23 protein-coding genes and 1 pseudogene are annotated in these 25,991 nt (G+C 62.1%); 7 read left to right on the forward strand and 17 right to left on the reverse strand.

The features are described from left to right. Positions 1-123 precede the first annotated feature (123 nt). Together GEV38_RS05145 and GEV38_RS05150 are read left to right on the forward strand one after the other, a co-directional pair. A complete protein-coding gene (locus tag GEV38_RS05145; protein WP_015269025.1) occupies positions 124-804 on the forward strand; it encodes a Fe2+-dependent dioxygenase in 681 nt (226 codons plus the stop codon). Between the two features lie 3 nt (positions 805-807). Continuing rightward, a complete protein-coding gene (locus tag GEV38_RS05150; RefSeq protein WP_043935357.1) occupies positions 808-1,557 on the forward strand; it encodes a tetratricopeptide repeat protein in 750 nt (249 codons plus the stop codon). A gap of 174 nt (positions 1,558-1,731) precedes the next feature. Here GEV38_RS05150 and GEV38_RS05155 read toward each other — a convergent pair whose 3' ends face one another. Beyond that, a complete protein-coding gene (locus GEV38_RS05155) occupies positions 1,732-2,895 on the reverse strand; it encodes a type III PLP-dependent enzyme (RefSeq protein ID WP_015269027.1) in 1,164 nt (387 codons plus the stop codon). Positions 2,896-3,389: 494 nt separating this feature from the next. Here GEV38_RS05155 and GEV38_RS05160 point away from each other — a divergent pair, with 494 nt between their 5' ends. From GEV38_RS05160 to GEV38_RS05170, 3 genes are all read left to right on the forward strand, one after another. Continuing rightward, positions 3,390-3,887, forward strand: a complete 498-nt coding sequence (locus tag GEV38_RS05160; protein WP_015269028.1) for a sigma-70 family RNA polymerase sigma factor — start codon at positions 3,390-3,392, stop codon at positions 3,885-3,887. A 20-nt stretch (positions 3,888-3,907) separates the two neighbouring features. Next, positions 3,908-4,870: a FecR family protein gene (locus tag GEV38_RS05165; protein ID WP_054573161.1), complete on the forward strand. Its 963-nt coding sequence runs from the start codon at positions 3,908-3,910 to the stop codon at positions 4,868-4,870. A gap of 108 nt (positions 4,871-4,978) precedes the next feature. Next, complete coding sequence (locus GEV38_RS05170; protein ID WP_137137923.1) at positions 4,979-7,408, forward strand: TonB-dependent siderophore receptor; 2,430 nt, start codon at positions 4,979-4,981, stop codon at positions 7,406-7,408. Positions 7,409-7,599: 191 nt separating this feature from the next. Here GEV38_RS05170 and GEV38_RS05175 read toward each other — a convergent pair whose 3' ends face one another. Genes GEV38_RS05175 through GEV38_RS05190 form a run of 4 tightly spaced genes read right to left on the reverse strand, consistent with a single transcriptional unit; the run spans position 7,600 to position 11,045 of the window. After that, on the reverse strand, positions 7,600-8,757 hold the full coding sequence (locus GEV38_RS05175) for a betaine/proline/choline family ABC transporter ATP-binding protein (RefSeq protein ID WP_054573159.1): 1,158 nt from the start codon (positions 8,755-8,757) through the stop codon (positions 7,600-7,602). Continuing rightward, positions 8,754-9,407, reverse strand: coding sequence for an ABC transporter permease (locus GEV38_RS05180; protein WP_013971042.1), 654 nt, complete (start codon positions 9,405-9,407; stop codon positions 8,754-8,756). Before GEV38_RS05180 ends, GEV38_RS05175 begins: the two co-directional genes overlap by 4 nt. Continuing rightward, on the reverse strand, positions 9,404-10,318 hold the full coding sequence (locus tag GEV38_RS05185) for a glycine betaine ABC transporter substrate-binding protein (protein ID WP_054573158.1): 915 nt from the start codon (positions 10,316-10,318) through the stop codon (positions 9,404-9,406). Before GEV38_RS05185 ends, GEV38_RS05180 begins: the two co-directional genes overlap by 4 nt. A 13-nt stretch (positions 10,319-10,331) precedes the next feature. Further along, positions 10,332-11,045 (reverse strand): ABC transporter permease, encoded by a 714-nt coding sequence (locus GEV38_RS05190; RefSeq protein ID WP_054573157.1) that lies wholly within the window; start codon positions 11,043-11,045, stop codon positions 10,332-10,334. Between the two features lie 559 nt (positions 11,046-11,604). Here GEV38_RS05190 and GEV38_RS05195 point away from each other — a divergent pair. Then, positions 11,605-13,188 carry a peptide chain release factor 3 gene (locus GEV38_RS05195; protein WP_003257876.1) on the forward strand — a complete coding sequence of 528 codons (1,584 nt, stop codon included), beginning with the start codon at positions 11,605-11,607 and terminating at the stop codon, positions 13,186-13,188. A 129-nt stretch (positions 13,189-13,317) separates the two neighbouring features. On the opposite strand, the gene GEV38_RS05200 is transcribed toward GEV38_RS05195, so the two are convergent. The 6 genes and pseudogenes from GEV38_RS05200 to metG all read right to left on the reverse strand — a co-directional run bounded on the left by GEV38_RS05200 (position 13,318) and on the right by metG (position 19,212). Then, the gene (locus tag GEV38_RS05200; RefSeq protein WP_173895602.1) at positions 13,318-14,397 is read right to left on the reverse strand and encodes a polyamine ABC transporter substrate-binding protein; all 1,080 of its coding nucleotides are present in this window, start codon (positions 14,395-14,397) and stop codon (positions 13,318-13,320) included. Between the two features lie 52 nt (positions 14,398-14,449). Next, complete coding sequence (locus GEV38_RS05205) at positions 14,450-14,791, reverse strand: cupin domain-containing protein (RefSeq protein ID WP_015269035.1); 342 nt, start codon at positions 14,789-14,791, stop codon at positions 14,450-14,452. A gap of 34 nt (positions 14,792-14,825) precedes the next feature. Next, complete coding sequence (locus GEV38_RS05210) at positions 14,826-16,232, reverse strand: FAD-binding oxidoreductase (protein WP_015269036.1); 1,407 nt, start codon at positions 16,230-16,232, stop codon at positions 14,826-14,828. Between the two features lie 64 nt (positions 16,233-16,296). Further along, positions 16,297-17,106, reverse strand: coding sequence for a nuclear transport factor 2 family protein (locus tag GEV38_RS05215; RefSeq protein ID WP_015269037.1), 810 nt, complete (start codon positions 17,104-17,106; stop codon positions 16,297-16,299). A 288-nt stretch (positions 17,107-17,394) separates the two neighbouring features. Continuing rightward, a pseudogene (locus tag GEV38_RS05220) lies at positions 17,395-17,520 on the reverse strand (dipeptide ABC transporter ATP-binding protein); the annotation flags it as partial. A gap of 141 nt (positions 17,521-17,661) precedes the next feature. Then, positions 17,662-19,212 (reverse strand): methionine--tRNA ligase, encoded by a 1,551-nt coding sequence (gene metG, locus GEV38_RS05225; protein WP_054573156.1) that lies wholly within the window; start codon positions 19,210-19,212, stop codon positions 17,662-17,664. A gap of 395 nt (positions 19,213-19,607) precedes the next feature. Between metG and GEV38_RS05230 the strand changes: the two genes are divergently transcribed. Continuing rightward, on the forward strand, positions 19,608-20,027 hold the full coding sequence (locus tag GEV38_RS05230; RefSeq protein WP_054573155.1) for a hypothetical protein: 420 nt from the start codon (positions 19,608-19,610) through the stop codon (positions 20,025-20,027). On the opposite strand, the gene GEV38_RS05235 is transcribed toward GEV38_RS05230, so the two are convergent. The 6 genes from GEV38_RS05235 to GEV38_RS05260 all read right to left on the reverse strand — a co-directional run bounded on the left by GEV38_RS05235 (position 20,024) and on the right by GEV38_RS05260 (position 25,958). Then, entirely contained in the window at positions 20,024-20,266 is a 243-nt protein-coding gene (locus GEV38_RS05235; protein WP_081013990.1) for an oligopeptide/dipeptide ABC transporter ATP-binding protein, read from the reverse strand. The two genes, GEV38_RS05230 and GEV38_RS05235, sit on opposite strands and share 4 nt — an antisense overlap. Positions 20,267-20,361: 95 nt before the next feature. After that, entirely contained in the window at positions 20,362-21,330 is a 969-nt protein-coding gene (locus tag GEV38_RS05240; RefSeq protein WP_054573154.1) for a peptide ABC transporter ATP-binding protein, read from the reverse strand. Next, a complete protein-coding gene (locus GEV38_RS05245; RefSeq protein WP_054573153.1) occupies positions 21,330-22,298 on the reverse strand; it encodes an ABC transporter ATP-binding protein in 969 nt (322 codons plus the stop codon). The genes GEV38_RS05240 and GEV38_RS05245 overlap by 1 nt, the downstream gene beginning before the upstream one ends. 10 nt (positions 22,299-22,308) lie before the next feature. Then, a complete protein-coding gene (locus tag GEV38_RS05250) occupies positions 22,309-23,235 on the reverse strand; it encodes an ABC transporter permease subunit (RefSeq protein WP_015269040.1) in 927 nt (308 codons plus the stop codon). Positions 23,236-23,245: 10 nt separating this feature from the next. After that, entirely contained in the window at positions 23,246-24,256 is a 1,011-nt protein-coding gene (locus GEV38_RS05255; RefSeq protein WP_012316108.1) for an ABC transporter permease subunit, read from the reverse strand. Positions 24,257-24,347: 91 nt separating this feature from the next. Further along, positions 24,348-25,958, reverse strand: a complete 1,611-nt coding sequence (locus GEV38_RS05260) for an ABC transporter substrate-binding protein (RefSeq protein WP_170976269.1) — start codon at positions 25,956-25,958, stop codon at positions 24,348-24,350. Positions 25,959-25,991 lie beyond the last annotated feature (33 nt).

The raw sequence follows: 25,991 nt of genomic DNA on the forward strand, positions 1-25,991 counted from the left end.
CTTTACAATTTGCCTTTACGGTTTCATCAAGCTGAAACGTCTTAAGCGGCCATTGGGGCTTGTGAAGCGCAAAAGGGAATCAATATCATTGGCGCCTTACATTTTCCAAACGGTGCTGTCGCCATGCTGCTTCATATCCCCGGCCTGTTCGACGCCGATGAACTGGCCCGTATCCGCGAGGCGCTGGAGCAGGCCGATTGGGCCGACGGCAAGATCACGGCCGGCTACCAGTCGGCCAAGGCCAAGCACAACCTGCAACTGCCGGAAGGCCACCCGCTGACCAAGGAAATCGGTAGCGCGCTGATCGACCGCCTGTGGCAGAACCCGCGCTTCATGTCTGCAGCCTTGCCGCACAAGGTGTTCCCGCCGCTGATCAACTGCTACCGCGAAGGCGGCAGTTTCGGCTTTCACATCGACAACGCCCTGCGCCAGCCCAAGGGCAGCCCGGAGCGGGTGCGTACCGACCTGTCTTCCACGCTGTTCCTCAGCGATCCGGACAGCTACGACGGCGGCGAGCTGGTGATCCAGGACACCTACGGCGAGCAGCAGGTCAAGCTGGCTGCCGGTGACCTGGTGCTGTACCCCGGCACCAGCCTGCACAAGGTCAACCCGGTGACCCGTGGCCAGCGTTACGCCGCGTTCTTCTGGACCCAGAGCCTGGTGCGCGAGGACAGCCAGCGGGCGTTGCTCTTCGAAATGGACAATGCCATCCAGCAACTGACAGCCGATGTGCCGGACCATCCGTCACTGCTGCAGTTGACCGGCACCTACCACAATCTGCTGCGCCGCTGGGCCGAGGTCTGAGCCGTGTCCTATCAGTTGCGACGTGAGGAAGTGGTGGATGTGGCCGGTTTGCAGGCCATGCTGGAAGAAAGCCCTGGCAAGGCCGCCCAGGCGATCCTGGCGGCGGCAGGGCAGGGCGCGGTCGAGGCACAGTTGTTGCTGGGGCAGATCCTGCTCGACGGGCGCGGCATTCAGGCGGATGCCGCCGTCGCCAGGCGCTGGTTCGGCATCGCCGCGCAGGGTGGCAGTGCCATGGCGCACAACATGCTGGGCCGTTGCCTGGAGCATGGCTGGGGCGGTGAGCCAAGCCAGGCGCAGGCGGCCATTCACTATGCGCGTGCGGCCGATGCTGGGCTGGACTGGGGGCTGTACAACCTGGGCAACTTGCTGGCCACCGGGCGCGGCATACCGGCCAACCAGGCACAGGCGCTGATGTGCTACGAGAAGGCCGCGCACATGGGGCATGCCAAGTCGATGAACCTGTACGGGCGTTACCTGGAACAAGGCATCGCCACGGCGCCCAATCCGACACGGGCGGTGCGCTGGTATCGGCGCTCAGCCGAGGCGGGGGATTTCCGTGGCATGTTCAGCCTGGCGCTGGTGCTTGTCGAGCGGGGGCAGGTGGCGGAAGCCGGGCCTTGGCTGGAACGGGCGCGGGTCGAGGGAAACATGAATTTTCTGCGCAGTGCGCTGGTGACCTTGCAGGAGGCCGGGCCGGTGTTGATGGCCTTTGCGGCGCGGTATGCCGAGGAGATCGAACGGCGCGAAGCTTGAGGTTCCCTCAAGGCCTGTAGGAGCAGCCTTGTGCTGCGAAGAGGCCGGCAAGACAAAAGATGGCCTTTGGCAGTTATGGCCTCTTCGCAGCACAAGGCTGCTCCTACAGGGAGTTGCACAGGCCTGAGGGCGGAAAGCACAAATGAAAACGGGGCCTTTCGGCCCCGTTTTGCTTTACAGGTAGTAAGCCTTCAGCGGCGGGAAGCCGTTGAATTCCACTGCGCTGTAGCTGGTGGTGTAGGCGCCGGTCGACAGCCAGTACAGGCGGTCACCGATGGCCAGGTTCAGCGGCAGGCCGTACTTGTAGTGCTCGTACATGATGTCGGCGCTGTCGCAGGTCGGGCCGGCGATGACCACTTCTTCGGTCTCGCCTTTCTTCTCGGTCCAGATCGGGAACTTGATGGACTCGTCCATGGTTTCGATCAGGCCGGAGAACTTGCCCACGTCGGTGTAGATCCAGCGCTCGACAGCGGTGCGCGACTTGCGTGCAACCAGTACCACTTCGCTGACCAGGATACCGGCGTTGGCAATCAGCGAACGGCCCGGCTCGAGGATGATTTCCGGCAGGTCGTCACCGAAGTCTTCCTTCAGGAAGCGGATGATCTCTTCGGCGTAGGTTTCCAGGCTGTTGGTCCGGGTGATGTAGTTGGCCGGGAAGCCGCCACCCATGTTGATCAGCTTCAGCTCGATGCCGTCTTCTTCCTTCAGGCGCTCGAAGATCACCTTGACCTTGGCGATGGCGGCGTCCCACACGCTGATGTCGCGCTGTTGCGAGCCGACATGGAAGGAAATGCCGTAAGGCACCAGGCCCAGGTCGCGGGCGAGAATCAGCAGGTCCATGGCCATGTCGGTCTGGCAGCCGAATTTACGCGACAGCGGCCAGTCGGCGGTGGTCGAGCCTTCGGTGAGAATACGCACGTACACCTTCGAACCCGGTGCGGCCTTGGCGATGTTGCGCAGGTCGGCTTCCGAGTCGGTGGCATACAGGCGCACGCCCTTCTCGTAGAAGTAGCGGATGTCCTTGGACTTCTTGATGGTGTTGCCGTAGCTGATACGGTCGGCGCTGACGCCGCGACCCAGCACCTTGTCCAGCTCGTAGATCGAGGCGATGTCGAAGCTCGAACCTTTCTCTTTGAGCAGGTCGATGATTTCCACGGCCGGGTTGGCCTTGACCGCGTAGTACACCTTGGCGAATTCGAAACCTGCACGCAGGTCGTCATAGGCCTGGCTGATCATCTGGGTGTCGATGAGTACGAACGGGGTTTCCTGCTTGTCGGCGAACGCCTTCATTTTCTGGAAGGTGTCACGCGCGAAATAGTCTTCGACCTGGATCGACATGCTCAGGGACTCCATGGGCAAACTGAAAATTTAAGTGGCTGCAAACTGAACGTCCTCCGTATCCCCACTTTGGTTCGCCTACTCAGTACTTGAGCCGGATGGATCGTTTCCAGCATGGACGTTCGGCGCGCACTTTAGGGCGTGAAGAATGCAGAATCAACAGGCAATCCGGGCGTGATCGGCGCGGATCGACGGCCTGCCATTTGAATAACCGACCCATGTGACCGGCTGATGTTCCCCGGAGTGTTTCAAGCGTAAAAAATAGTGGAATGGAACGCGCTGGCTCCTTCGCGGGCACGCCCGCTCCCACAGGCATCTCGCGGTTCCTGTGGGAGCGGGCGTGCCCGCGAAGGGGCCTCAGGTGTTCATATTTATGGCCACATTTCCCTGGCACTGCCGTGCATGAAAAAGACGATAAATTTTTTGTTACCGACTGGCGGAATTGCCGCCATTGATGAGAAACATTACTATTCGCACCCTTGTCTGCCTCCCTGATGACCCCGACCGTGTCCGGACCCAAAGGCTTCCTCGACCACTACCATGAGCTGATCGGCACCTGGACGCGCAAGTTGCGCAGTCGACAGCAGGCCGAGGACCTCACCCACGATGCCTTTGTCCGGGTACTGGAAAACCCGCGCGAGCAGGTCGAGCAGCCACGCGCCTACCTGCACCAGACCGCACGCAATATTGCCGTGGATGGCTTCCGTCGCGAGGACCGCCGCCAGGCACTGGAGCTGGAAGCCTTCGACGAAGGCATGGCCGTCGGTGGCGACCCCGAGGCCTACGTGCATGCGCTGGAGCTGGCCGACAGTGTCGAGCGGGCGCTGGCCGAACTGCCGCTCAATTGCCGACAGGTGTTCATCTGGCAGAAGCTTGAAGGGCTGACCCAGGCCGAGATCGCCGAGCGCATGGGGTTGAGCAAGAACATGGTCGAAAAGTATATGATCCGCACGCTCCGGCATCTGCGCGAGCACCTGGATGTGTCGGCATGATGAGTCAGGAGACCTTTTCGATGAAACAGCACGGTACCGATACCGTCCGCGAGCAGGCGGCCGCGTGGTTCGCCCGGGTGCAGGATGCACCTCGCGATGCCGGGCTTCAGGCGCAGCTGCACGCCTGGCTGGAAGGCGATGCACGGCACCGTGATGAGTACCAGCAGCTCGCCCGCCTGTGGCAGGCCGCCGACTTCATCCCGCGCCAGCGCCTGGAAGCGCTGTGCCAGCCGGCACCGGTACGCCAGTTGCCACGTCGGCGCTTCGTGCGCCAGGCCTTGGCCGCCAGCGTGGCCGCACTGGCGTTGGGCCTGGGCTGGGGCGGCTGGCACTACCAGCAACTGAATCACCAGGGCAGCTTGCAGACCGCCTTCAACGAACGCCGCCAGGTCGAACTGCCGGATGGTTCGCACCTTGAGCTCAACGGCAGCACGCAAGTGCAGGTCGCTTTCAGCGCCGGCCAGCGGCATGTCCGGCTGATGGCGGGTGAAGTGATGTTCACCGTCGCCCACGACAGTGGCAGGCCGTTCGTGGTCGACACCGCCCAGGGCAGCGTGACTGTCACCGGTACCCGTTTCGACGTCCGCCTGGACCCGGCCAGCACCCGCGTGGCGGTGGAGCAGGGCTCGGTGCGTGTGCAGGGCAAGGGCGCCTCGCTGGCGCAGCTCACGGCGGGCCAGGGCTCGCATATAGATGAACAAGGCCAGGTGGCTGCGCCCTATGCGGTGAATACCGGCGCCCTGACTGCCTGGCGCCAAGGCAGGCTGGTGTTCGACAACGCCACCCTGGCCGAGGTGGTGGCCGAAGCCTCGCGCTACCGCAGCCAGCCGCTGCGGGTCGCCCCCGGCAAAGTCGCCCAGCTGCGGCTGTCCAGCACCTTCAGCACCGACGACACCGATGCGCTGCTGCGTGCCTTGCCGAGCATCCTGCCGGTGGCCGTCAAGGCCAACGAAGATGGCTCGCGCGAAATAATCGCGAAATAGATTCAGGTTTTTTTCCGCTCGTTCGTCTTCCCCGCCAGCTGCAACTGCCAAGCATTTCCATTTGCATGCGGTTGGCGTTTATTCCGTATTCCAGGAAGTTTCGACGACGTGAACAACAACAAGCCCTTCCCACGCTTCCGCGCCCTGGCGCTGGCCTTGGCGGTCAGCGCCGTGGCCGTCAACAGCCAGGCCGCAGACGCCGGCAGCACTATCCAGATTCAGGCCCAATCCTTGGCATCGGCGCTGAACCAACTGGGCCAGCAGACCAACCTGCAGCTGTTCTTCAGCCCCGACCTGGTGGCCGGCAAGCAGGCCCCGGCGGTGTCCGGCCAGCTGGCGCCCGAGCAGGCGCTGCAGCAGTTGTTGCAAGGCAGCGGCCTGACCTACGAGATGTTCCAGGGCACCGTGGTGGTCAAGCCGGCCCAGGCCGATGGCACCCTCACCACCGGTAGCCTGGAGCTGGCACCCACCGACGTCAAGGTGGTGGGTGACTGGCTGGGCGATGCCCAGCAGAGCGTGGTGCAGAACCACCCCGGCGCGCGCACCGTGGTGCGCCGCGAGGCGATGGTGGAAAAGGGCGCAATGAACGTGCGTGACGTGCTGCGCGGCATCCCCGGCGTTCAGGTGCAGGACTCCAACGGTACCGGCGGTAGCGACCTGTCGCTGAACGTGGGCGTTCGCGGCCTGACTTCGCGCCTGTCGCCACGCTCCACGGTGCTGATCGACGGCATTCCGGCCGCTTTCGCGCCCTATGGCCAGCCGCAGCTGTCGATGGCGCCGATTTCCTCGGGCAACCTCGACAGCATCGACGTGGTGCGTGGCGCCGGTTCCGTGCGTTATGGCCCGCAGAACGTCGGTGGGGTGATCAACTTCGTTACCCGGGCAATCCCCGAGAAGCCCTCGGCCGAGCTGTCCACCACCCTGGAAACCTCCCAGCATGGCGGCTGGAAGCACACCGAGTCGGCCTTCGTCGGCGGTACGGCGGACAACGGCATGGGCGTGGCGCTGCTGTACACCGGGGTGAATGGCAACGGCTACCGTGAAAGCAACAATGGCAACGACATCGACGACGTCATCCTCAAGACCCACTGGGCACCGACCGACGTTGACGAGTTCTGGCTCAACTTCCACTACTACGACGGCCGTGCCGACATGCCTGGCGGCCTGACCCAGGCGCAGTACGACAGCAACCCGTACCAGTCGCTGCGCGACTACGACTACTTCGCCGGCCGGCGCAAGGACGTGTCGTTCAAGTGGCAGCGGCAGCTCGACGACGCCACCCAGTTCGAAGTGCTGACCTACTACACCGACAGCTTCCGCGGCAGCTCCATTGCCTCGCGCGACATGAAGACCCTGTCGTCGTACCCGCGCAACTACCACACCTTTGCCATCGAACCACGGCTGTCGCGGATCTTTTTCGCGGGCCCGACCACCCAGGAAGTCAGCGTGGGCTACCGCTACCTGAAGGAAGCGATGCGTGAGCAATCGACCCGCCTGGCGCTGATCGACAACGTGCCGACGCCCGCCCCGGGCTCCGACGGCCATGTGTTCCAGGACCGCAGCGGTGGTACCGAGGCCAGTGCCTACTACATCGACGACAAGATCGACGTGGGTAACTGGACCATCACCCCAGGTATCCGCTTCGAGCATATCAACACCGACTGGCGCGACCGCCCGGTGCTCGGTGCCAACGGCCAGCCGGTACCGGAGAAGAAGCGCAGCATCACCAGCAACGAGCCGCTGCCGGCGCTGAGCGTGATGTACCACATCTCCGATGCGTGGAAGGTGTTCGCCAACTACGAGACCTCGTTCGGCAGCCTGCAGTACTTCCAGCTGGGCCAGGGTGGTACGGGCAACAGTACGGCCAATGGCCTGGAGCCGGAAAAGGCCAAGACCTACGAAATCGGTACCCGCTATGACAATGGCGGCTTTGCTGGTGAGCTGACGGCGTTCTACATCGACTTCGATGACGAACTGCAGTACATCAGCAACGATGTGGGCTGGACCAACCTCGGTGCGACCAAGCACCAGGGTATCGAGGCCTCGGTGCGCTATGACCTGGACGGTCTGGACCCGCGCCTGGAAGGGCTGTCGGTGAGCGGCGGCTACACCTATACCCGCGCTACTTATGAAGGGGACATCCCTGGCTTCGAGGGCCGTGACCTGCCGTTCTATTCACGCCAGGTGGCCACTGCCGGCGTGCGTTACGCGGTCAATCACTGGACCTGGAACCTGGATGCCTACGCCCAATCCAAGCAGCGCGCGCCGGGTACCGGGATCAATGCCGATGGCAGCTTCAACGGCGACTACATCACCGAGCCGAGTGCGGACGGGCAGTTTGGCGATATCCCGGGTTATGTGACCTGGCATGCCCGTGGCGGGTATGAGTTCGGGCCCCAGATGTCCAACCTGAAGCTGGCGGCGGGGGTGAAGAACCTGTTCGACAAGCAGTACTTCACCCGCTCCAGCGACAACAATGCCGGCATCTATGTGGGTGAGCCACGGACCTTTTACGTGCAGGCCAGTGTAGGGTTCTGACACCGCGTCGCCTGCTTCGCGGGTTTACCCGCGAAGAGGCCGGCACAGGCAATCCATTACTTGGGTTTTGAGCCGAGATTGCCGGGGCCGCTTTGCGGCCCATCGCGACACAAGGCCGCTCCTACAGAGGAGCGCGATCTGCTGTAGGAGCGGCCTTGTGTCGCGAAAGGGGCGCAGCGCGCCCCCGGCGATTACGAAACCACCGCCTCGGCCGGCGAGACAATGCTGGTCTTGGCCCCCCGCGAGCGCCCCGAACTCAGGTAAGCCGCAATCGACTCCTGCGTCACCTCGCCCAGGAACACCTGTTCGGCATCCAGCACCGGCAGCCACGCCCGGTTGAACTCGTACATCCGCGACAGCAGGATGCGCAAATGCTCATCATGCGACGCCGTGGCATTGAACGGCCGCAGGAAGTCGCCACAAGTCCCTTGCTGGCGATGCATGTCACGCCGGCGCACGTAGCCCAGTGCCTTGTTCTGCGCATCGGTCACCACCACGTAACGGCGGTCGTGCTCGTCCAGCAGCTCGAGTGCATCGCTCACCGGCGTCTGCGGGCTCACCGATGGCGCGTTGTCCGCCGCATCCTCCGCACGTACCAGCAGCAGGCGCTTGAGGGTGCTGTCCTGGCCGACGAAGTTGCTGACGAACTCGTCCGCCGGGTGCGCCAGCAAGGTGTCCGGGTGGTCCAGCTGCAACAGCTTGCCGGCGCGGAAGATGGCGATCTTGTCGCCCAGCTTGATCGCTTCGTCGATGTCGTGGCTGACCATGATCACGGTCTTGTTCAAGGCCCGCTGCATCTCGAAGAACTCGTTCTGGATCATCTCGCGGTTGATCGGGTCGACCGCGCCGAACGGCTCGTCCATCAGCAGCACCGGCGCTTCCGCCGCCAAGGCGCGGATCACGCCGATACGCTGCTGCTGCCCGCCGGACAGCTCGCGCGGGTAGCGCTGCAGGTACTGCTTGGGCTCCAGCTTGATCATGTGCATCAGCTCGCGGGCGCGTTCATGGCACTTCTGTTTGTCCCAGCCGAGCAGGCGCGGCACCACGGTGATGTTCTCCTCGATGGTCATGTTGGGGAACAGGCCGATCTGCTGGATGACATAGCCGATATGCCGGCGCAGGGTGACTTCGTCCAGCCCGGTGGTGTCTTCGCCATTGATGAATACCTGGCCGGAAGTGGGCGTGATCAGGCGGTTGATCATTTTCAGGGTAGTGCTCTTGCCGCAGCCCGAGGGGCCGAGGAACACGCAGATTTCCCCTTCGTTGACGGTGAGGCTTACCGAGTCGACGGCTTTGACGTCCTTGCCGTTGACGTTGAAGGTTTTGCTGAGGTTCTTCAGTTCGATCATGAGCGCAGTCCTTCTGGAGTCAGGGCACGTTGCAGGGTTTGCAGGAGCAGGTCGGCGATGATCGCCAGCAGGCTGACCAGCACGGCGCCGACCAGCAGCATCGACATGTCGCTGCGGCTGATGGAGGTGAGGATGAGTACGCCAAGGCCGCCGGCGCCGATGGTGGCGGCGATGGTCATCACGCCGATGTTCATCACCACGGCGGTGCGCACACCGGCGAGGATCACCGGCACTGCGATGGGCAGTTCGACCATGCGCAGGCGCTGGCCGAAGGTCATGCCGATGCCACGCGCGGCTTCACGGATGCCGGGTTCGACGTTGGTCAAAGCCAGGTAGGTGTTGCGCATGATCGGCAGCAGTGAGTAGAGGAACACCGCAGTGATCGCCGGCAGCGGCCCCAGGCCCTGGCCGAACCTGGAGTAGAACGGCAGCAGCAGGCCGAACAGGGCGATCGAGGGAATGGTCAGCAACACCGTGGCACTGGCCTGCAATGGGCCGGCGACGGCCGGGAAGCGGGTCATGAGGATGCCCAGCGGTACGCCGACGATGATCGCCAGGCCCACGGCGACGCCGACCAGCATGATGTGTTGCCAGGTCAGCTGCAGTACCTGGGCCCAGTCGAGGTGGGCGAACGTGTCGAGCAGGCTCATGGTTGTACCTCGCCAGGCATTGGGTGGTCACGCAGGAAGGCGGCGGCCACCTTGGTCGGGTTCTGGTGTTCGACGTCGACCTTGGCATTGAGCTGGCGCATGGTTTCGTCATCCAGTTGCTCGGCCAGAGGCTTGAGCAGGCCGGCCAGTTGCGGGTTGGCGTCGAGCACCTGTTTGCGCACCACCGGGGCGGCGGTGTAGTCGGGGAAGTAGTGCTTGTCGTCTTCCAGCAGCTTGAGGTTGAACGCGTTCAAGCGACCATCGGTGGTGTACACAAGGCCGGCGAACACCTGGTTGTTGTGCATGGCGGTGTAGACCAGGCCGGCATCCATCTGGCGGATGTTGGCGCGGCCCACTTGCAGGTCGTACATCGCTTTCAGGCCTACCAGGCCGTCCGGGCGGTTGGCGAACTCGGTGTCCAGCGCCACCAGGTGGTTGCGGTGGCTTTCGTCACGTAGTACCTGGTTGAGGTCGCTGATCGAGTTGATCTGCGGATAAGCCTCGGCGACCTGCTTGGGCAGGCCCAGCGCATAGGTGTTGCTGAACTTCGACGGGGTCAGCCAGATCAGGTCCTTCTTCGCGTCCAGTGCCTTGACCTTGGCGTAGGTGGCCTCGGCACTGGGCATGCGCTCGTCGATATGGTTGTACGACACCAGTGACACGCCGGTGTATTCCCACATCAGGTCGAGCTGGCCGGTTTCCTGGGCCTGGCGTGCGATGTTGCTGCCAAGGCCGCTGGTGACGCGCACATCAAAACCGTTGGCGCGCAGGTATTGCGCGGTGATTTCGGCGAGTACGGTCTGTTCGGTGAACACCCGCGCGCCGATACGGACAAGTGGTTTTTCCGCTGCCTGGGCAAATCCTGCGAACAGCAGGGTCGCGCCCAACAACAAGGCGATTCTCTTGCTCATATGTTCCCTCTCGTTATCCAGCCAGGCCACGTTCCAGCCAGCGCTTGCTGGAGAAACTCACCGCTGCGTCCAGCGCCAGCGCCAGTAGTGCGGTGCAGGCAGCCCCCAGCAGCAGTTGTGGCTGGTTGTTCAGGGCGATGCCGGGGAAGATCAGGCTGCCCAGGCTGTTGGCGCCAATCAGGAACGCCAGCGGTGCGGTGCCGACGTTCAGCGCCAGGGCCACACGCACGCCACCAACGATGATTGGCACGGCGTTGGGCAGCTCCACCTGCCAGAGTTGCTGGCGCGGAGTCATGCCGATGCCGGTGGCGGCTTCCTTGAGCGAGGCGGGGACGTTTTTCAGGCCCTCGTAGGTGTTGCGCACGATGGGCAGGAGGGAGGCGAGGAACAGCGCGAAGATCGCGGGCCCGGCGCCGATGCCCAGGATACTCAGGGCGATGGCCAGAACGGCCAGGGGAGGGATGGTGTTACCAACGTTGAAGAACTGCATGAAGCGTTCGGCTTTGTCGACCCGGTGCGGTCGACTTAACGCAATGCCGGCGGGGATGCCCACGGCGAGCGCCGCCGCCATCGAAGCCAGCACCAGTACCAGGTGCGCTTGCAGGTAGAACCCAAGATCGTCGCGATACCGCGCGATCGTGTCGATGCCGATCCAGTGGACCAGCAGGGCCAGGATGACGAGCACGGAGGCCCATCCCAACAGCCCTTTTCCGTAGCGTTTTGCCACAGGCGGACTCCTTGTGTAGTCGGCGAGCACACTTCTTGGTTGCCGACCAGTCCTGGCGGCGGGTGGTGTGTTCGCGAGTAGCAGCGTGACGCACGCCGAAGGCTGCGATCAGGCTATGAGCCGAACCCCGTCGGGCCCGAAAATGCTGATGAAAAAAGCTCCCCAACCGAAGCGGGTTGCAGGGGAGTGGACGTCTCCGTGGGCGTAAAGGTTCCCATCTGGGGCGGCATTTGGCCAGCGTTAATCACTGGCTGGTTGGAAAATTGACGAGAGAAAGCAACGGGTTGGTGCGCTGTAGGCGTTGAAATAACTGCCCTTTGGCCATTTGTCGTGATAAAGCGGCTGGTTGTTGAATTTGTAATGGCAGTGCCGGCCTCTTCGCGGGCACGCCCGCTCCCACAGGGATCTCCACTGCTGTGCAGGCCTGTGCAGTACCGGTGGGAGCGGGCGTGCCCGCGAAAGGGCCGGAACAGGCACCGCCGGTTCAGCAAATTTTGGTCCCGGCCCAACTTCAGGTATGATATCGCCCCTTTTTAATCCCCCAGTCAGGCGATTTCCCATGACCAACCAGGCCGCCGAAGTCGCGAAGCGCCGCACTTTCGCAATCATTTCCCACCCCGACGCCGGTAAGACCACCATCACCGAGAAGCTGCTGCTGATGGGCAAGGCCATTGCCGTCGCCGGTACCGTGAAGTCGCGCAAGTCCGACCGCCACGCCACCTCCGACTGGATGGAAATGGAGAAGCAGCGCGGCATCTCCATCACCACCTCGGTGATGCAGTTCCCGTACCGCGAGCACATGATCAACCTGCTCGACACCCCCGGCCACGAAGACTTCTCGGAAGACACCTACCGCACCCTGACCGCGGTGGACTCGGCGCTGATGGTGCTCGACGGCGGTAAAGGTGTAGAGCCACGTACCATCGCCCTGATGGACGTGTGCCGCCTGCGCGACACGCCGATCGTCAGCTTCATCAACAAACTCGACCGCGACATCCGCGACCCTATCGAACTGCTCGACGAGATCGAAGCCGTGCTGAAGATCAAGGCCGCGCCGATCACCTGGCCGATCGGTTGCTACCGCGACTTCAAAGGCGTGTACCACCTGACCGGTGACTACATCGTGGTGTACACCCCGGGCCACGGCCACGAGCGCACCGAAGCCAAGATCATCCAGAAGCTGGATTCGGACGAAGCCCGTGCCCACCTGGGCGACCAGTACGATTCGTTCGTCGAACAGCTGGAGCTGGTGCAGGGCGCCTGCCATGAGTTCAACCAGGAAGAGTTCATCAACGGCCAGCTGACCCCGGTGTTCTTCGGTACCGCGCTGGGCAACTTCGGTGTCGACCATGTGCTTGACGCCGTCGTCGACTGGGCGCCGCGCCCGCTGGGCCGTGTGGCTCACGAGCGCACCGTGGAGCCTGTGGAAGAGAAGTTCACCGGTTTCGTGTTCAAGATCCAGGCGAACATGGACCCGAAACACCGCGACCGCATCGCCTTCATGCGCATCTGCTCGGGCAAGTACGAGAAGGGCATGAAGATGCGCCACGTGCGCATCAACAAGGACCTGCGCATCGGCGACGCGCTGACTTTCTTCTCCTCCGAGCGTGAGCAGCTGGAAGAGGCCTATGCCGGCGATATCATTGGCCTGCACAACCACGGCACCATCCAGATCGGCGACACCTTCACCGAAGGCGAGGCGCTGGGCTTCACCGGTATTCCGCACTTCGCTCCGGAGCTGTTCCGCCGCGTGCGCCTGAAGGACCCGCTGAAATCCAAGCAGCTGCGTCAGGGCCTGCAACAGCTGGCCGAAGAAGGTGCGACCCAGGTGTTCTTCCCTGAGCGCAGCAACGACATCATCCTCGGTGCAGTCGGTGTGCTGCAGTTCGACGTGGTCGCCAGCCGCCTGAAGGAAGAGTACAAGGTCGAGTGCGCCTACGAGCCGATCACCGTGTGGTCGGCCCGCTGGATCGGCTGTGACGACAAGAAGAAGCTCGAGGAATTCCAGAACAAGGCCATGGAGAACCTGGCCATCGACGGTGGCGGGCACCTGACCTACCTGGCGCCGACCCGCGTCAACCTGTCGCTGATGGAAGAGCGTTGGCCGGACATCAAGTTCCGCGCTACCCGCGAGCACCACTAAGTATTGAAATGGGGCTGCGTTGCAGCCCTTCGCGGGCACGCCCGCTCCCACAGGGAATCACTACACCTGAAGGTTACGCGATACCTGTGGGAGCGGGCGTGCCCGCGAAGGGCCGCAAAGCGGCCCCATTCAGTTCCCGGCCTTGATACTGGTCCAGATCCGCGTGCGAATACGGTCGATCTTGGCCGGCATCGCCTCCAGCGCATACAGCTTGCCCATTACTTCCTCGCTCGGGTAAATCATCGTATTACCCTTCATCGCCGGATCCACCAGCCCGTCCGCCTTGAGGTTGCCGTTGGCGTATTGCACATGGTTGCTGATGTTGGCCATCACCTCTGGCTGCAGCAGGTAGTTCATGTAGGCATACCCGGCCTTTTCGTCCGGTGCATCGGCCGGCATGGCAACCATGTCGAACCACATCGGTGCGCCTTCCCTGGGTATCGAGTAGCCCACTTTCACCCCGTTCTTCGCCTCCTCGGCGCGGTTCTTCGCTTGCAGCACATCCCCTGAGAAGCCCACCACCACGCAGATGTCGCCATTGGCCAGGTCGCCGGTGTACTTCGAGGAGTGGAAGTAGCTGATATACGGTCGCACCTGCATCAGCAGCGCCTTGGCCTTGTCATAGTCCGCCGGGTCCTGGCTGTGGTGCGGCAGGCCCAGGTAGTGCAGGGCGATCGGTAGCAGTCCAGGGCCGTTGTCCAACACCGCGACGCCGCAGCTTTTCAGCTTGCTCATGTACTCGGGCTTGAAGATCAGGTCCCAGGAGTCCACCGGGGCATCGTCGCCCAGCACTGCCTTGACCTTGTCGATGTTGTAACCGATGCCGGTGCTGCCCCACAGGTATGGGAAACCGTACTGGTTACCCGGGTCGTTCACTTCGAGCGCCTTGAGCAGCACCGGGTTGAGGTTGTGCCAGTTGGGCAATTGCGACTTGTCCAGGCGCTTGAGGGCCTTGCCCTGGATTTGCCGGGCCATGAAATGGTTGGACGGAAACACCACGTCGTAGCCGGAGTTGCCGGTCATCAGCTTGCCGTCGAGGGTTTCGTTGCTGTCGTAAACGTCGTAGGTGGGCACGATACCGCTGGCTTGCTGGAAGTTCTTCAGTGTGTCGGGGGCAACGTAGCTGGACCAGTTGTAGATCTTCACCGTTTCGGCGGCGCCGGCCACGCTGGCGGCCAGCATCAGGGGGGCGAGAAGGAGCGTGCGCATGTCGGGGTTACCTTGCTTTGTGTGTTGTTATCGAAGGCAGGCGATCAGCGGATCAGAAGACAAGAACGTAGGTTTTGCGCACGGTCTCCTGGATGTCCCAGGTGCCAGTGCTGTTGGCCGGTAGCATCAGTGCGTCTCCGGCTTCTATGAGCAGGGGCTCGCCACCGTCGGGAGTGAAGGTGCAGCGGCCCTTGATGAAATGGCAGAACTCCTGCTGCACGATCTGCCGCCGCCAGCGCCCGGGGGTGCACTCCCAGATGCCGGTTTCGACGCCGTCGCTGCGTTCCACGCAGGTGACCGAAGTCACTGCAACGGGGTCGCCAAGCGGCACCGTGACCGGGTTGGAGCTGTCGAGCACGGCGCTGTCGGTGTTCTTGAAATGGGTGATGCTCATGACCGGTAAATCCTGTGTCAGTGAGGGGGAAAAATCAGCGCATGAAGCCTTCCATGAAGTCCGCAAGATTGCTGGCAAGGCGCCGCCTCCAGGGCGCACTGGCGGGGTTGGCGAGGGTCCGGTCCTCGTGGACGAAGCTCTGGATGATCGCGTTGTAGCCCAGCCATCGGCAGGGCTCGGGTGGCCAGCTGGCCAGGCTTGAAAGCGGGCGGTTGTCGAGCACCCAGGGTTGCGCGGTCAGTTCGTTGTGCTGGTTGAGGATCAGCGCGGCCAGGGTGCGCCCGCCCAGGTTGGTGGCGCCGACGCCTTCGCCGCCGTAGCCGCCCGCCAGGGCGATGCCGCGTTGACGGTCGCAGAGCATGTGCGGGCGGAAGCGCCGCGCCATGCCCAGGTTGCCGCCCCAGGAATGGGTGATGCGTGCGTGCTTCAACTGTGGGAACAACTCGCTGAACAGGTAGCGGCGCAGCTCGATTTCCTGTTCGTCGAGGTTGAAGTTTTCGCGCAGGCGGCCACCGAAGCGGTAGCCGCCACGGGCGCCGAATACCAGGCGGTTGTCGGCGGTGCGCTGGCCGTAAGTGACCTGGCGGCTGCTCTCGCTGAACGCCTGGCCCTGGTTCAGGCCGATCTGTTGCCAGGTGGCCTCCGGCAGTGGTTCGGTGGCCACCAACAGGCTCTGTACCGGCAGCTGATGTTTACCCAGTGGCGGCAGGCTGACGGCATAGCCCTCCACGGCGGGTACCGTCCATTGGCAACGGATGCGCGCCAACGGGGTGCGCACCTCACCCGGCTGCCAGTCGATGGCTGGGGTGTTTTCGTAGATGGTTACGCCCAGCGCTTCTACCGCCCGGGCCAGGCCACGCGCCAGCTTGGCGGGTTGGATGGTTGCGGTGTGCGGGCTGTAGATGGCGCCATAGGCGTTGCTGACCCGCAACTGAGCGTCAAGCTGTTCGGGGCGCAGCCAGCGGTAGTCGTCCTCGGTCATGCCTTGGCGATAAAGGTCGTCTAGGTAGGCGCGCAGGCTGCGCTCCTGTTCCGGGTAGCGCGCGGCGCAGTAGAGCACGCCGCCTTTGCGGTAGTCGCAGTCGATGCTCTCGCGATGCAGTACGCGGTGTACTTCATCGGGAATGCCATGCAGCAGGTCGATGCTGGCGCGGCGTTGTTGCGGTGAAAGGGTGGCCAGCAGGCGGTCTTCGCCGAGCAGGTTGCCCATCAGCCAGCCGCCGTTGCGCCCCGAAGCGCCGAAGCCGGCGATGTTGGCGTCGATTACCGCGATGTTCAACTGTGGCGCCTGGCGCTTGAGGTAGTAGGCGGTCCACAGGCCGGTGTAGCCAGCGCCGATGATGCACACATCCGCGTCCAGGTCCTGACGCAGGGCCGGGCGGGCGCACAACGGCTCGTCGAGCTGGTCCATCCACAGGCTGAGCGTGCGCAGGGGTTGCATCGGGTTCGGCTCCACATCCGTCAAGGTCTGTGGGCGATCCTAGTGGTGTCGGCGGGCGGCTGTCCTACGTGCGTGCACGCAGGGAAATTTGCTTCAGGTACGCCTTGGGCGTAAGCCCGGTGTGTTCGCGGAAACACTTGTAGAACGCCGACAACGAGTTGAAACCGGCATTGAACGCCAGCTCGTCGATCGTGGCCTCGATGCTGTCGTTATCAAGGCTGGCCATCAGGTGCTGCAGGCGGGCCTGGTTGACGTAGCGGTAGAAGCTTTGCCCGAGCACCTGGTTGAGCAGGTAGGAGATCTGGTTGCGGCTGTAGCCGCTGGCGTCGGCCACCTGCTGCAGGTCCAGCTCCGGGTCCAGGTAGGGGCGCTGGCGCTGGAAGTAGTGTTCCAGGTCCTGGGCCATGGTCGACAGCTGTCGGGGTGACAGGCCCAGGCGGCTGGTGGCCGGGCGCGGGCCGCTGCTGGCATGGCCACTGCTGCTCCGGCGGACCAGCGTGGCGTATTCGTTGACCTGCCAGATCAGGCCGTCCTTGACGGTAATCGCCTCGCTGGACTGGAACGCCACCAGGCCGTCGCCGCCCTGGACCGTGACCTGGTACTGGATGAACGCGGTACAGCCGTCGACGCGGATGCGGTCGCTGTGCACGATGTCTTCGCCGGCTTCATGGGGCAGGCAGGCGCGCACATAGTCACGCAGTTCCTGGTAGCCGAGCACGCGGTTCTGGAAGAAGTCGTGGTACTGGATGTCGGGGTGGTAGAGCGCCATGACGCCGTCGAGGTCGCGGTGCTTCCAGCACAGGTGGTAGCGCAGCACGGTGTCGGCGGTGAGCGGGGTCTGCTCGGGGCCGTCGGGGAGGGTGGTGGCGGTCATGAGCCTGATAGTGCATTGCAGAACACCCAGCTGCAAGGGGGCGGATCCGGCATATTGCACGGTTTTGCCAAGCGGCTTGGGGCGTAAGCCGTTGATTTGGTTGAGAGTGATTTTTTGACAGGGATGGCATGGCGAGTGCACCGGTCTGTTCAACATCGAACAAGGAGAAAGGCCATGCGCTCGATACTGCTCTGGATGATTGGGGTGCCGATTCCGGTGATTATCCTGATCTGGTTCTTCATGCATTGAGATTATTGGGGCCGCTTTGCGGCCCCGGCTATCCAAAGGCTAAAGAAACTGCTCGGCATAGTGACAAGCCACCTGCCGCGTACTCACCTGCCGCAACGCCGGCACCTCCTTGGCACACCGCTCCGTCGCATGCGGGCACCGTTTGTGAAACGCGCACCCATCCGGGGACCAGTCAGTTGAGGCGGTCATTGACTGTGTTTGACTTGGTGGGGCGGACTCCAGCAAGCCCTCGCATACTCAGGAAAAATCGAACTGAGTCTGGAATATCGATCCACGTCCCCGTTCTGTAAAGGGGGGCGGTGGACGCTACGGAGCTTCCTGATAGCGTGGGAATAACACTCGAGTCTCTTTGATGCGATAACCCGGTGATACTGAACGACTGTTGTCGAAGCAGGGAGACTGGTCAGCATCCAGGCAACCTAGATTCTGCAGCAACTCGGTCATGCTATCTGGCATGACCGGCCACAACGCAAGCGCCCCACGACGCAGAGCCTCAAGACAATCATGCAGAATATAACCTACTTGAGCGAGATTTTCAGGCTGTTTAATCAGCTTGTATGGTTCGGTAAAATTCACGTGCTGATCGATTGTCCGGAAGATAGTAAGTGCCAAGGCAATCATTTTGTCGTATTGGAATGCCTGTGCCTTTTCCCGAGATGCTTGGCTGAGATCGGTAATTTTATTGTGAAACTCACTGGCAATAGTAGGCTTTGCAGGTATTACACCATCAAAGTAGCGATTAACCATTCCTGTTATTCGATTGAGGCAATTGCCCACAGTATTGGCCAGGTTTGCGTTGTAGCTTTCTATGAACCGCAGATGCGAAAAGTCCGAGTCGCTAGCGCCCACCGGTCCCGTGCTGGCGAGAAAGAAACGAAGGCTGTCCACCCCGAACTCGCTACAGTAACGGTGCAGAGCTTCGATGCCGACGAAGTTACCCATGCTTTTCGACATCTTCTCGCCTTCGTGTATCCAGAATCCGTGAGCAAGGATGTTACGTGGTAGATCCAGCCACTCGTTCCCTTTCACTTTTTTTAGGGCCAACAACATGGCTGGCCAGATTACGGCATGGAACCAAAGAATATCTTTGCCGACCACCTGAAGTGTCGCTGGCCATAGGTGGCGAAGCTCGTCGGTGTCGATTGCAGTAAGATAATTGAACAAAGCGTCGACCCAGACGTAAACTACATGTGAGCTATCGCCAGGAATATTGATTCCCCAAGCTTCGGAGCTATATCTTGAAATTGGAATGTCGCTCAACCCATCTTGAACCCTTGCAACGATTTCTGCAGTCCGGCTAGCGGGATGGATATTCAGTTCACCGGTATTGAGTAACGCCAGTAACTGCTCCTGATAGCGACTAAGGCGGAAGAAGTAATTTTTTTCAGCGCGCTGAAGCAAAGGCTTTTTGTTAATGGGTGATTTATACTCATATTGCTTGGCCTTGGCATCGGACACGTATTCTTCTTGGCCCGCATCATACCAGCCAACATATTCGCCTAGATAAACATCGCCGGTAGCCATCAGCTGCTCTATGCGTCTGTGAACATTTACCTTGTGTCGTGGTTCGCTAGTCCTGATGAAATCATCGAAGCCGATGTTGAACGCTTTGAATGCCTGGCGGAATGCATCGGCATTATTTCGTGCCCAAGTCTTTACTGGAATTTCTCGGGATTGTGCTGCGTCGATTACCTTCGTCGAGTGTTCGTCCGTACCGGTCAACAGGAATTTTTCCTGGTTTTCGAGTTGCGCCGTGCGTGCTCCGATATCGGCGAGTAGCGTGGAGAATATGTGGCCAATGTGTGGCGCGTCATTGACGTAGTAGATGGGGGTTGTGAAATAGCTCGCTGACTTCATTGGCTGCGTCCAAATCAGGGGGAATAGAGCAAGGTAGCGGGTTAGGGGTGGTGGAGTAAATAAACATGGTGTTTAAAATTAAGCGTAGGATCTTTCCTACATATAAGCAGCGAGATTTTGGTGGTTGCGCTTGTGATTTTTTTCATGCTAGCGTTTATCTTCTCTGAGGTGGCGATCGCTCTGTGACGTTTGGGGTGTTTGTCGGTCGGTGAACTAACTATTGGCTATTTTAGTTATGTATAACTGTGTGCTGTCCAAGGATTGGTTAACAGCGTGCTATCTATTCCCAAATTTTCGAACAATGGGATGGAGCTACGATGAAACTTAATCGGCTCTTTGAATCGGAAGCTTAATGCTTTTGAGGGAGCGCTGTTAATTAAAAATGGAGTTTTATTATGGCAGGAAGAATCAACTATCCGTTAGGTGTGCGTGGCTATCAGGTTGCTGCGGTGCAGAAGCTCTGTGAGGGTGTGGATGCTGTCTACGGCTCGGCAGTCCAGGGGGATTTTATCGAGTTCGGCACCGGTTGGGGCACCACTGCGGGAGTTCTGGCTCAAGCCATGGCGGCCTGTGATCTGTCTTGGCCGGCTGATTGGGCCGAACGTCATGGTGTCAAGCAAGGCCGGGAGTTATACCTGCTCGACAGTTCCGATGGCCTGCCCACTGCTGAGCATGAAGCGGATGCGAACATGCCACATGTTCAGTCGGGGTATCGGAACCGGGGGGTGGGCAAAGCGTTGGATCCGCACCAACTCATGGGGCAGTGCGCCCAGCATCTACCTTCCGAGCGCATCTGCCAGTGTTCTTACAGTTAAAGAAACTGCTCGACATAGTGGCAGGCCACCTGCCGGGTACTCACCCGCCTGAGCGCCGGCACCTTCTTGGCACACCGCTCGGTCGCATAAGGGCAACGCTTGTGAAACGCACACCCATTCGGCGTGTTCAGCGGGTTGGGTATCTTCGGCCCAATCTCCGCCGGCCGGTGCCGATTCCGGTGATTATCCTGATCTGGTTCTTCATGCATTGAGATTTTTGGGGCCGCTTTGCGGCCCATCGCGACACAAGGCCGCTCCTACAGGAGATCGCGGTCCCTTGTAGGAGCGGTCTTGTGTCGCGATGGGCTGCAAAGCAGCCCCGGCTATCTAAAGGCTAAAGAAACTGCTCGGCATAGTGACAAGCCACCTGCCGCGTACTCACCTGCCGCAACGCCGGCACCTCCTTGGCACACCGCTCCGTCGCATGCGGGCACCGTTTGTGAAACGCACACCCATCCGGCGGGTTCAGCGGGTTGGGCAACTCCCCGGCAATGCGGATCTTCGGCTTCAAAGGGTCCGGGTGAATCGCCGGCGTCGCCGACAGCAGCGCCTGGGTATATGGGTGCAACGGCCTTTCGTAGATATCTTCTTTTGGCCCCATCTCCGCCGGCCGGCCGAGGTACATCACCAGCACCTGATCGGCCACATGCCGCACCACCGCAAGGTTGTGCGAAATAAACACGTAGGCGGTGTTGAACTCCTTCTGCAAGTCCATGAACAGGTTCAGCACCTGGGCCTGGATCGACACGTCCAGCGCCGAGGTCGGCTCGTCCGCCACCAGCACCTTGGGCTGCAGCATCATTGCCCGGGCTAGGGCAATACGTTGGCGCTGGCCACCGGAGAACATGTGCGGGTAACGCTGGTAATGCTCGGGGCGCAGGCCGACCTGTTCCATCATCTTCTGCACCTTTTCTCGCCGCTCGGCCTTGCTCAGCGAGGTGTTGATCAGCAGCGGCTCGGCCAGCTGGTCACCAATCTTCTGCCGTGGGTTGAGCGAGGCGTAGGGGCTCTGGAACACCATCTGCACGTCGCGGCGCAGTTGCTTGCGCTCGCTCTTGCTGGCGCCTTTCACTTCGGTGCCGGCAATTTGCAGCGAGCCGGACGACGGCTCTTCGATCAGGGTCAGGGCGCGGGCCAGGGTCGACTTGCCGCAGCCGGATTCGCCGACCACGGCCAGGGTCTTGCCGGCCTCCAGTTCGAACGACACGCCATTCAGCGCGCGGACCAGGGCGTGCCCCTTGAACAGCCCACGGGAGACTTCGTAATGCCGGGTCAGCTCCCGGGCGGATAGAACGACGGCCATCACGCCACCTCCTGGTTCAGCGGGTAGAAGCAACGCACCAGGCCATGGGCCTGGGGATCGAGGGGCGGGCGCTGGCGCCGGCAGTTGTCCTGCACGTACGGGCAGCGCGGTGACAGCAGGCAACCCACGGGGCGGTCGTAGCGGCCGGGGACGATGCCAGGCAGGGTGGCCAGGCGTTCGGCACCGATGCTGTGCTCGGGGATCGCCGCCAGCAACGCTTCGCTGTAGGGGTGGGCGGGCACGTCGAACAGCTCCGGCACCTGGCCCACTTCCACGGCCTGGCCGGCGTACATCACGCACACCCGCCTGGCCGTTTCGGCGACCACGGCGAGGTCGTGGGTGATCAGGATGAGCGCCATGTTGCGCTCCTTCTGCAGGTTGACCAGCAGCTCCATGATCTGCGCCTGGATGGTCACGTCCAGCGCAGTGGTGGGTTCGTCGGCAATCAGCAGCTTGGGTTCGCCGGCAATCGCCATGGCAATCGCCACGCGCTGGCTCATGCCGCCGGACAGCTGGTGCGGGTAGGCGTCCAGGCGGCTTTCCGCAGCCGGGATCTCGACCTTCTTCAGCAGCTCCAGGGCACGCTGGCGCGCGGCCTTGCCCTTCAGGCCCAGGTGCTGGCGCAGCACTTCCTCGATCTGGTAACCCACGGTGTAGCTGGGGTTGAGCGCGGTCATCGGGTCCTGGAAAACCATGGCGATGTCCTTGCCCACTACCTTGCGTCGCTGGCGACCGCTGAGCTTGAGCATGTCGGTGCCGTCGAAGGTGAGCGAGTCGGCGGTGATGCGCCCGGGGGCGTCGATCAGGCCCATCAGGGCCATCATGGTCACGGACTTGCCCGAGCCGGATTCGCCGACGATGGCCAGGATCTCGCCGGCTTCCACCGTCAGGTCCAGGCCATCGACTACCGGTACCGCATTGGTGTCGCCGAAGCGCACGTTCAGGTTGTTGATCTGCAACAGTGACATGGCGTTCTCCTCAGGCGGCGTTCTTGAGTTTCGGGTCCAGCGCATCGCGCAGGCCGTCGCCCATCAGGTTGATTGCCAGCACACTGAGCAGAATGGTCAGGCCGGGCAGGCTCACCACCCACCAGGCGCGCTCGATGTAGTCACGGGCCGAAGCCAGCATGGTGCCCCACTCCGGGGTCGGCGGCTGTACGCCAAGGCCAAGGAAGCCCAGGGCGGCGGCGTCGAGGATGGCCGAGGAGAAGCTGAGGGTGGCCTGCACGATCAGCGGTGCCATGCAGTTGGGCAGCACGGTGACGAACATCAGCCGTGGCAGCCCGGCACCAGCCAGGCGTGCGGCGGTGACGTAGTCGCGGTTCAGCTCGCCCATCACGGCGGCGCGGGTCAGGCGCACGTAGGATGGCAACGACACGATGGCGATGGCGATCACGGTGTTGATCAGGCCTGGGCCGAGGATGGCGACGATGGCCACCGCCAGCAGCAGCGAGGGCAGGGCGAGCATCACGTCCATCAGGCGCATGATCGACGGGCCGAGCAGTTGCGGGAAGAAACCGGCCAGCAGGCCCAGCAGGATGCCAGGGATCAGCGACATCACCACCGACGACAGGCCGATCAGCAGCGAAAGCCGTGCGCCCTGGATCAGCCGCGAAAGCAGGTCGCGGCCCAGTTCGTCGGTGCCGAGGATGAACTGCCAGCTGCCACCTTCGAGCCACACCGGTGGGGTCAGCAGGAATTCGCGGTACTGCTCGCTCGGGTCGTGCGGGGCGACCCACGGCGCGAACAGCGCGCAGAACACTACCAGGCACATGAAGGCCAGGCCCATCACCGCGCCTTTGTTGCGGGCGAAGGCTTGCCAGAATTCTTTGTATGGCGAGGGGTAGAGCAGGCTCTGGTCCACCGGGCTGGCCGGCGTGACGGATTTCGGAATCGGGCTAGTCATGGCGAAGGCCTCAGCGCTGATGACGGATGCGTGGGTTGGCCAGGCCGTAGAGGATATCCACGACGAAGTTGACCAGGATCACCAGGCAGGCGATCAACAGGATGCCGTTCTGGACCACGGGGTAGTCACGGGCACCGATGGCTTCGATCAGCCACTTGCCGATGCCCGGCCAGGAAAAGATGGTTTCGGTCAGCACCGCACCGGCCAGCAACGTACCGACCTGCAGGCCGAATACGGTCAGTACCGGGATCAGCGCGTTGCGCAGGCCGTGCACGAACACCACGCGGGCCGGCGACAGGCCTTTGGCGCGGGCGGTGCGGATGTAGTCCTCGCGCAGCACTTCGAGCATCGACGAGCGGGTCATGCGGGCAATCACCGCCAGCGGGATGGTGCCGAGCACGATGGCCGGCAGGATCAGGTGCATCACCGCGTCCTTGAACGCACCTTCCTCGTCGCTGAGCAGGGTGTCGATGAGCATGAAGCCGGTCTTCGGCTCGATGTCGTAGAGCAGGTCGATGCGCCCGGACACCGGGGTCCAGCCCAGGCTTACCGAGAAGAACATGATCAGGATCAGGCCCCACCAGAAGATCGGCATCGAATAACCCGCCAGCGAAATGCCCATCACCCCGTGGTCGAACAGCGAACCGCGCTTGAGCGCGGCGATCACCCCGGCCAGCAGGCCGACGATGCCGGCGAACAACAGGGCGGCGAAGGCCAGTTCGAGTGTGGCCGGGAACAGGGTGAGGAACTCGCTCCAAACGCTCTCGCGGGTGCGCAGCGATTCACCGAGGTCACCCTGGGCCAGCTTGCCGACGTAGTCCAGGTACTGGACCGGCAGCGGCTTGTTCAACCCCAGGCGCTCCATGGCCTGGGCATGCATTTCGGGGTCGACCCTGCGCTCGCCCATCATCACTTCCACCGGGTCGCCGGGGATCAGGCGTATGAGCGCGAAGGTCAGCAAGGTGATGCCGAAAAAGGTCGGTATCAGCAGGCCAAGGCGCCGGGCAATAAAGCTCAACATTGTCGGGGTTACCTCATCAGGCCGTGGGGCGATCAGCCCGCTACGGTGGTGCCGCCGGTTCCCGTGTGGGTTGCCGGCGGTCGTTGTTGTTCTACTTCACCTTGGTGGTGGCGAAGTTGTTGTTGGTCAGAGGGTTGATCACGTAGCCCTCCACGTTGTCACGCATGGCGGTGAACATCTTCGGATGGGCCATGCTGATCCAGGGTTGTTCGTCATCGTACACTTTCAATGCCTCGTTATAGAGCCTTGCACGCTCGTCGTTGTCGATCACTTCGCGGGCGCGGCTGATCAGCTCCTGGAACTTGGGGTTGCACCAGCGTGCATAGTTCTCGCCGCTTTTGGCGGCATCGCAACTGAGCAGCGGGCTGAGGAAATTGTCCGGGTCGCCGTTGTCGCCGGCCCAGCCGGTGGACACCAGGTCGGCCTCGCCCTTCTTGGCCCGGCGCAGCATTTCGGCCCACTCCATCACGCGGATGTCCAGCTTCAGTCCGATCTGCTTGAGGTCAGCCTGCAGCATCTCGGCAGACAAGCGCGGGTTGGGGTTGGTCGGGCCGCCGCCGTTGCGCGTGAACAGGGTGATTACCGTACCTTCGGGCACGCCCGCCTGCTTGAGCAGATCGCGCGCCTTGGCCAGGTCGCGGGGTGGGTTTCTGTTCTCGTTGTTGTAGCCGATCATGGTCGGCGGGTACGGGTTCACGCCGACCAATGCGTTGCCTTTGCCGAACAACTGGTCGACATGGGTCTGGCGGTCGAAGGCCATGTTGATGGCTTTGCGCACGCGAACGTCGCTCAGGTATTTGTGTTCGGTGTTCATCGAGATGTAACCGGTGACCAAGGCCTCGATCTCCTCGACCTTGAGTTTCGGGTCCTGCTTGATCGACGGCACGTCATCGGGCTTGGGATAGAGCGCTACCTGGCACTCGTTGGCGCGCAGTTTCTGCAGGCGCACATTGCTGTCGGTAGCGATGGCGAAGACCAGCGCATCGGCCGGTGGCTTGCCGCGGAAATAGTCCGGGTTGGGCTTGAAGCGAACCTGGGCATCCTTGTTGTAACGCTGGAAGATGAACGGGCCGGTGCCGATCGGCTTGCTGTTCAACTCGGCAGCCTTGCCAGCCTTGAGCAACTGGTCGCCGTATTCGGCGGAGTAGATCGAGGTGAAGCCCATGGCCATGTCGCGCAGGAACGGCGCTTCCGGTCGGGTAAGGGTAATCACCACGGTGTGCTCGTCGGCCTTGCTGACCGACTTGAGCAGGTCCTTGAAGCCCATGCTCTCGAAGTACGGGTATCCGACGCTGGTCTTGTCATGCCATGGATGGTTCGGATCGAGCTGGCGATTGAGGCTCCACAGGACGTCATCGGCGTTGAAGTCGCGGGTGGGCTTGAAGTAGTCGGTAGTGTGGAACTTCACGCCCTGGCGCAGATGGAAGGTGTAGGTCAGGCCATCGGCTGAAATGGCCCAACGCTCGGCCAGGGCCGGCTGGACTTCGGTGGTACCGGGCTTGAAGTCGACCAGGCGATTGAACACCGTCTCGGCCGAGGCATCGGCGGTGACCGCAGTGGTGTACTGGACGATGTCGAACCCTTCCGGGCTGGCTTCGGTGCACACCACCAATGGTTTGGCCGCCAGTTGCGTGGCACCGCCCAGAAGCAGTGCGGCCAGGGCCAGGCGCAGTGGCCGCGATTTCATGAAAGCTCTCTGCATGGGTTGAAACTCCCTGCTTGCATTGATTCCAGC

This window comes from Pseudomonas sp. 13159349 (assembly GCF_013305685.1).
In the GTDB taxonomy this organism is placed as follows: Bacteria; Pseudomonadota; Gammaproteobacteria; order Pseudomonadales; family Pseudomonadaceae; genus Aquipseudomonas; species Aquipseudomonas asiatica.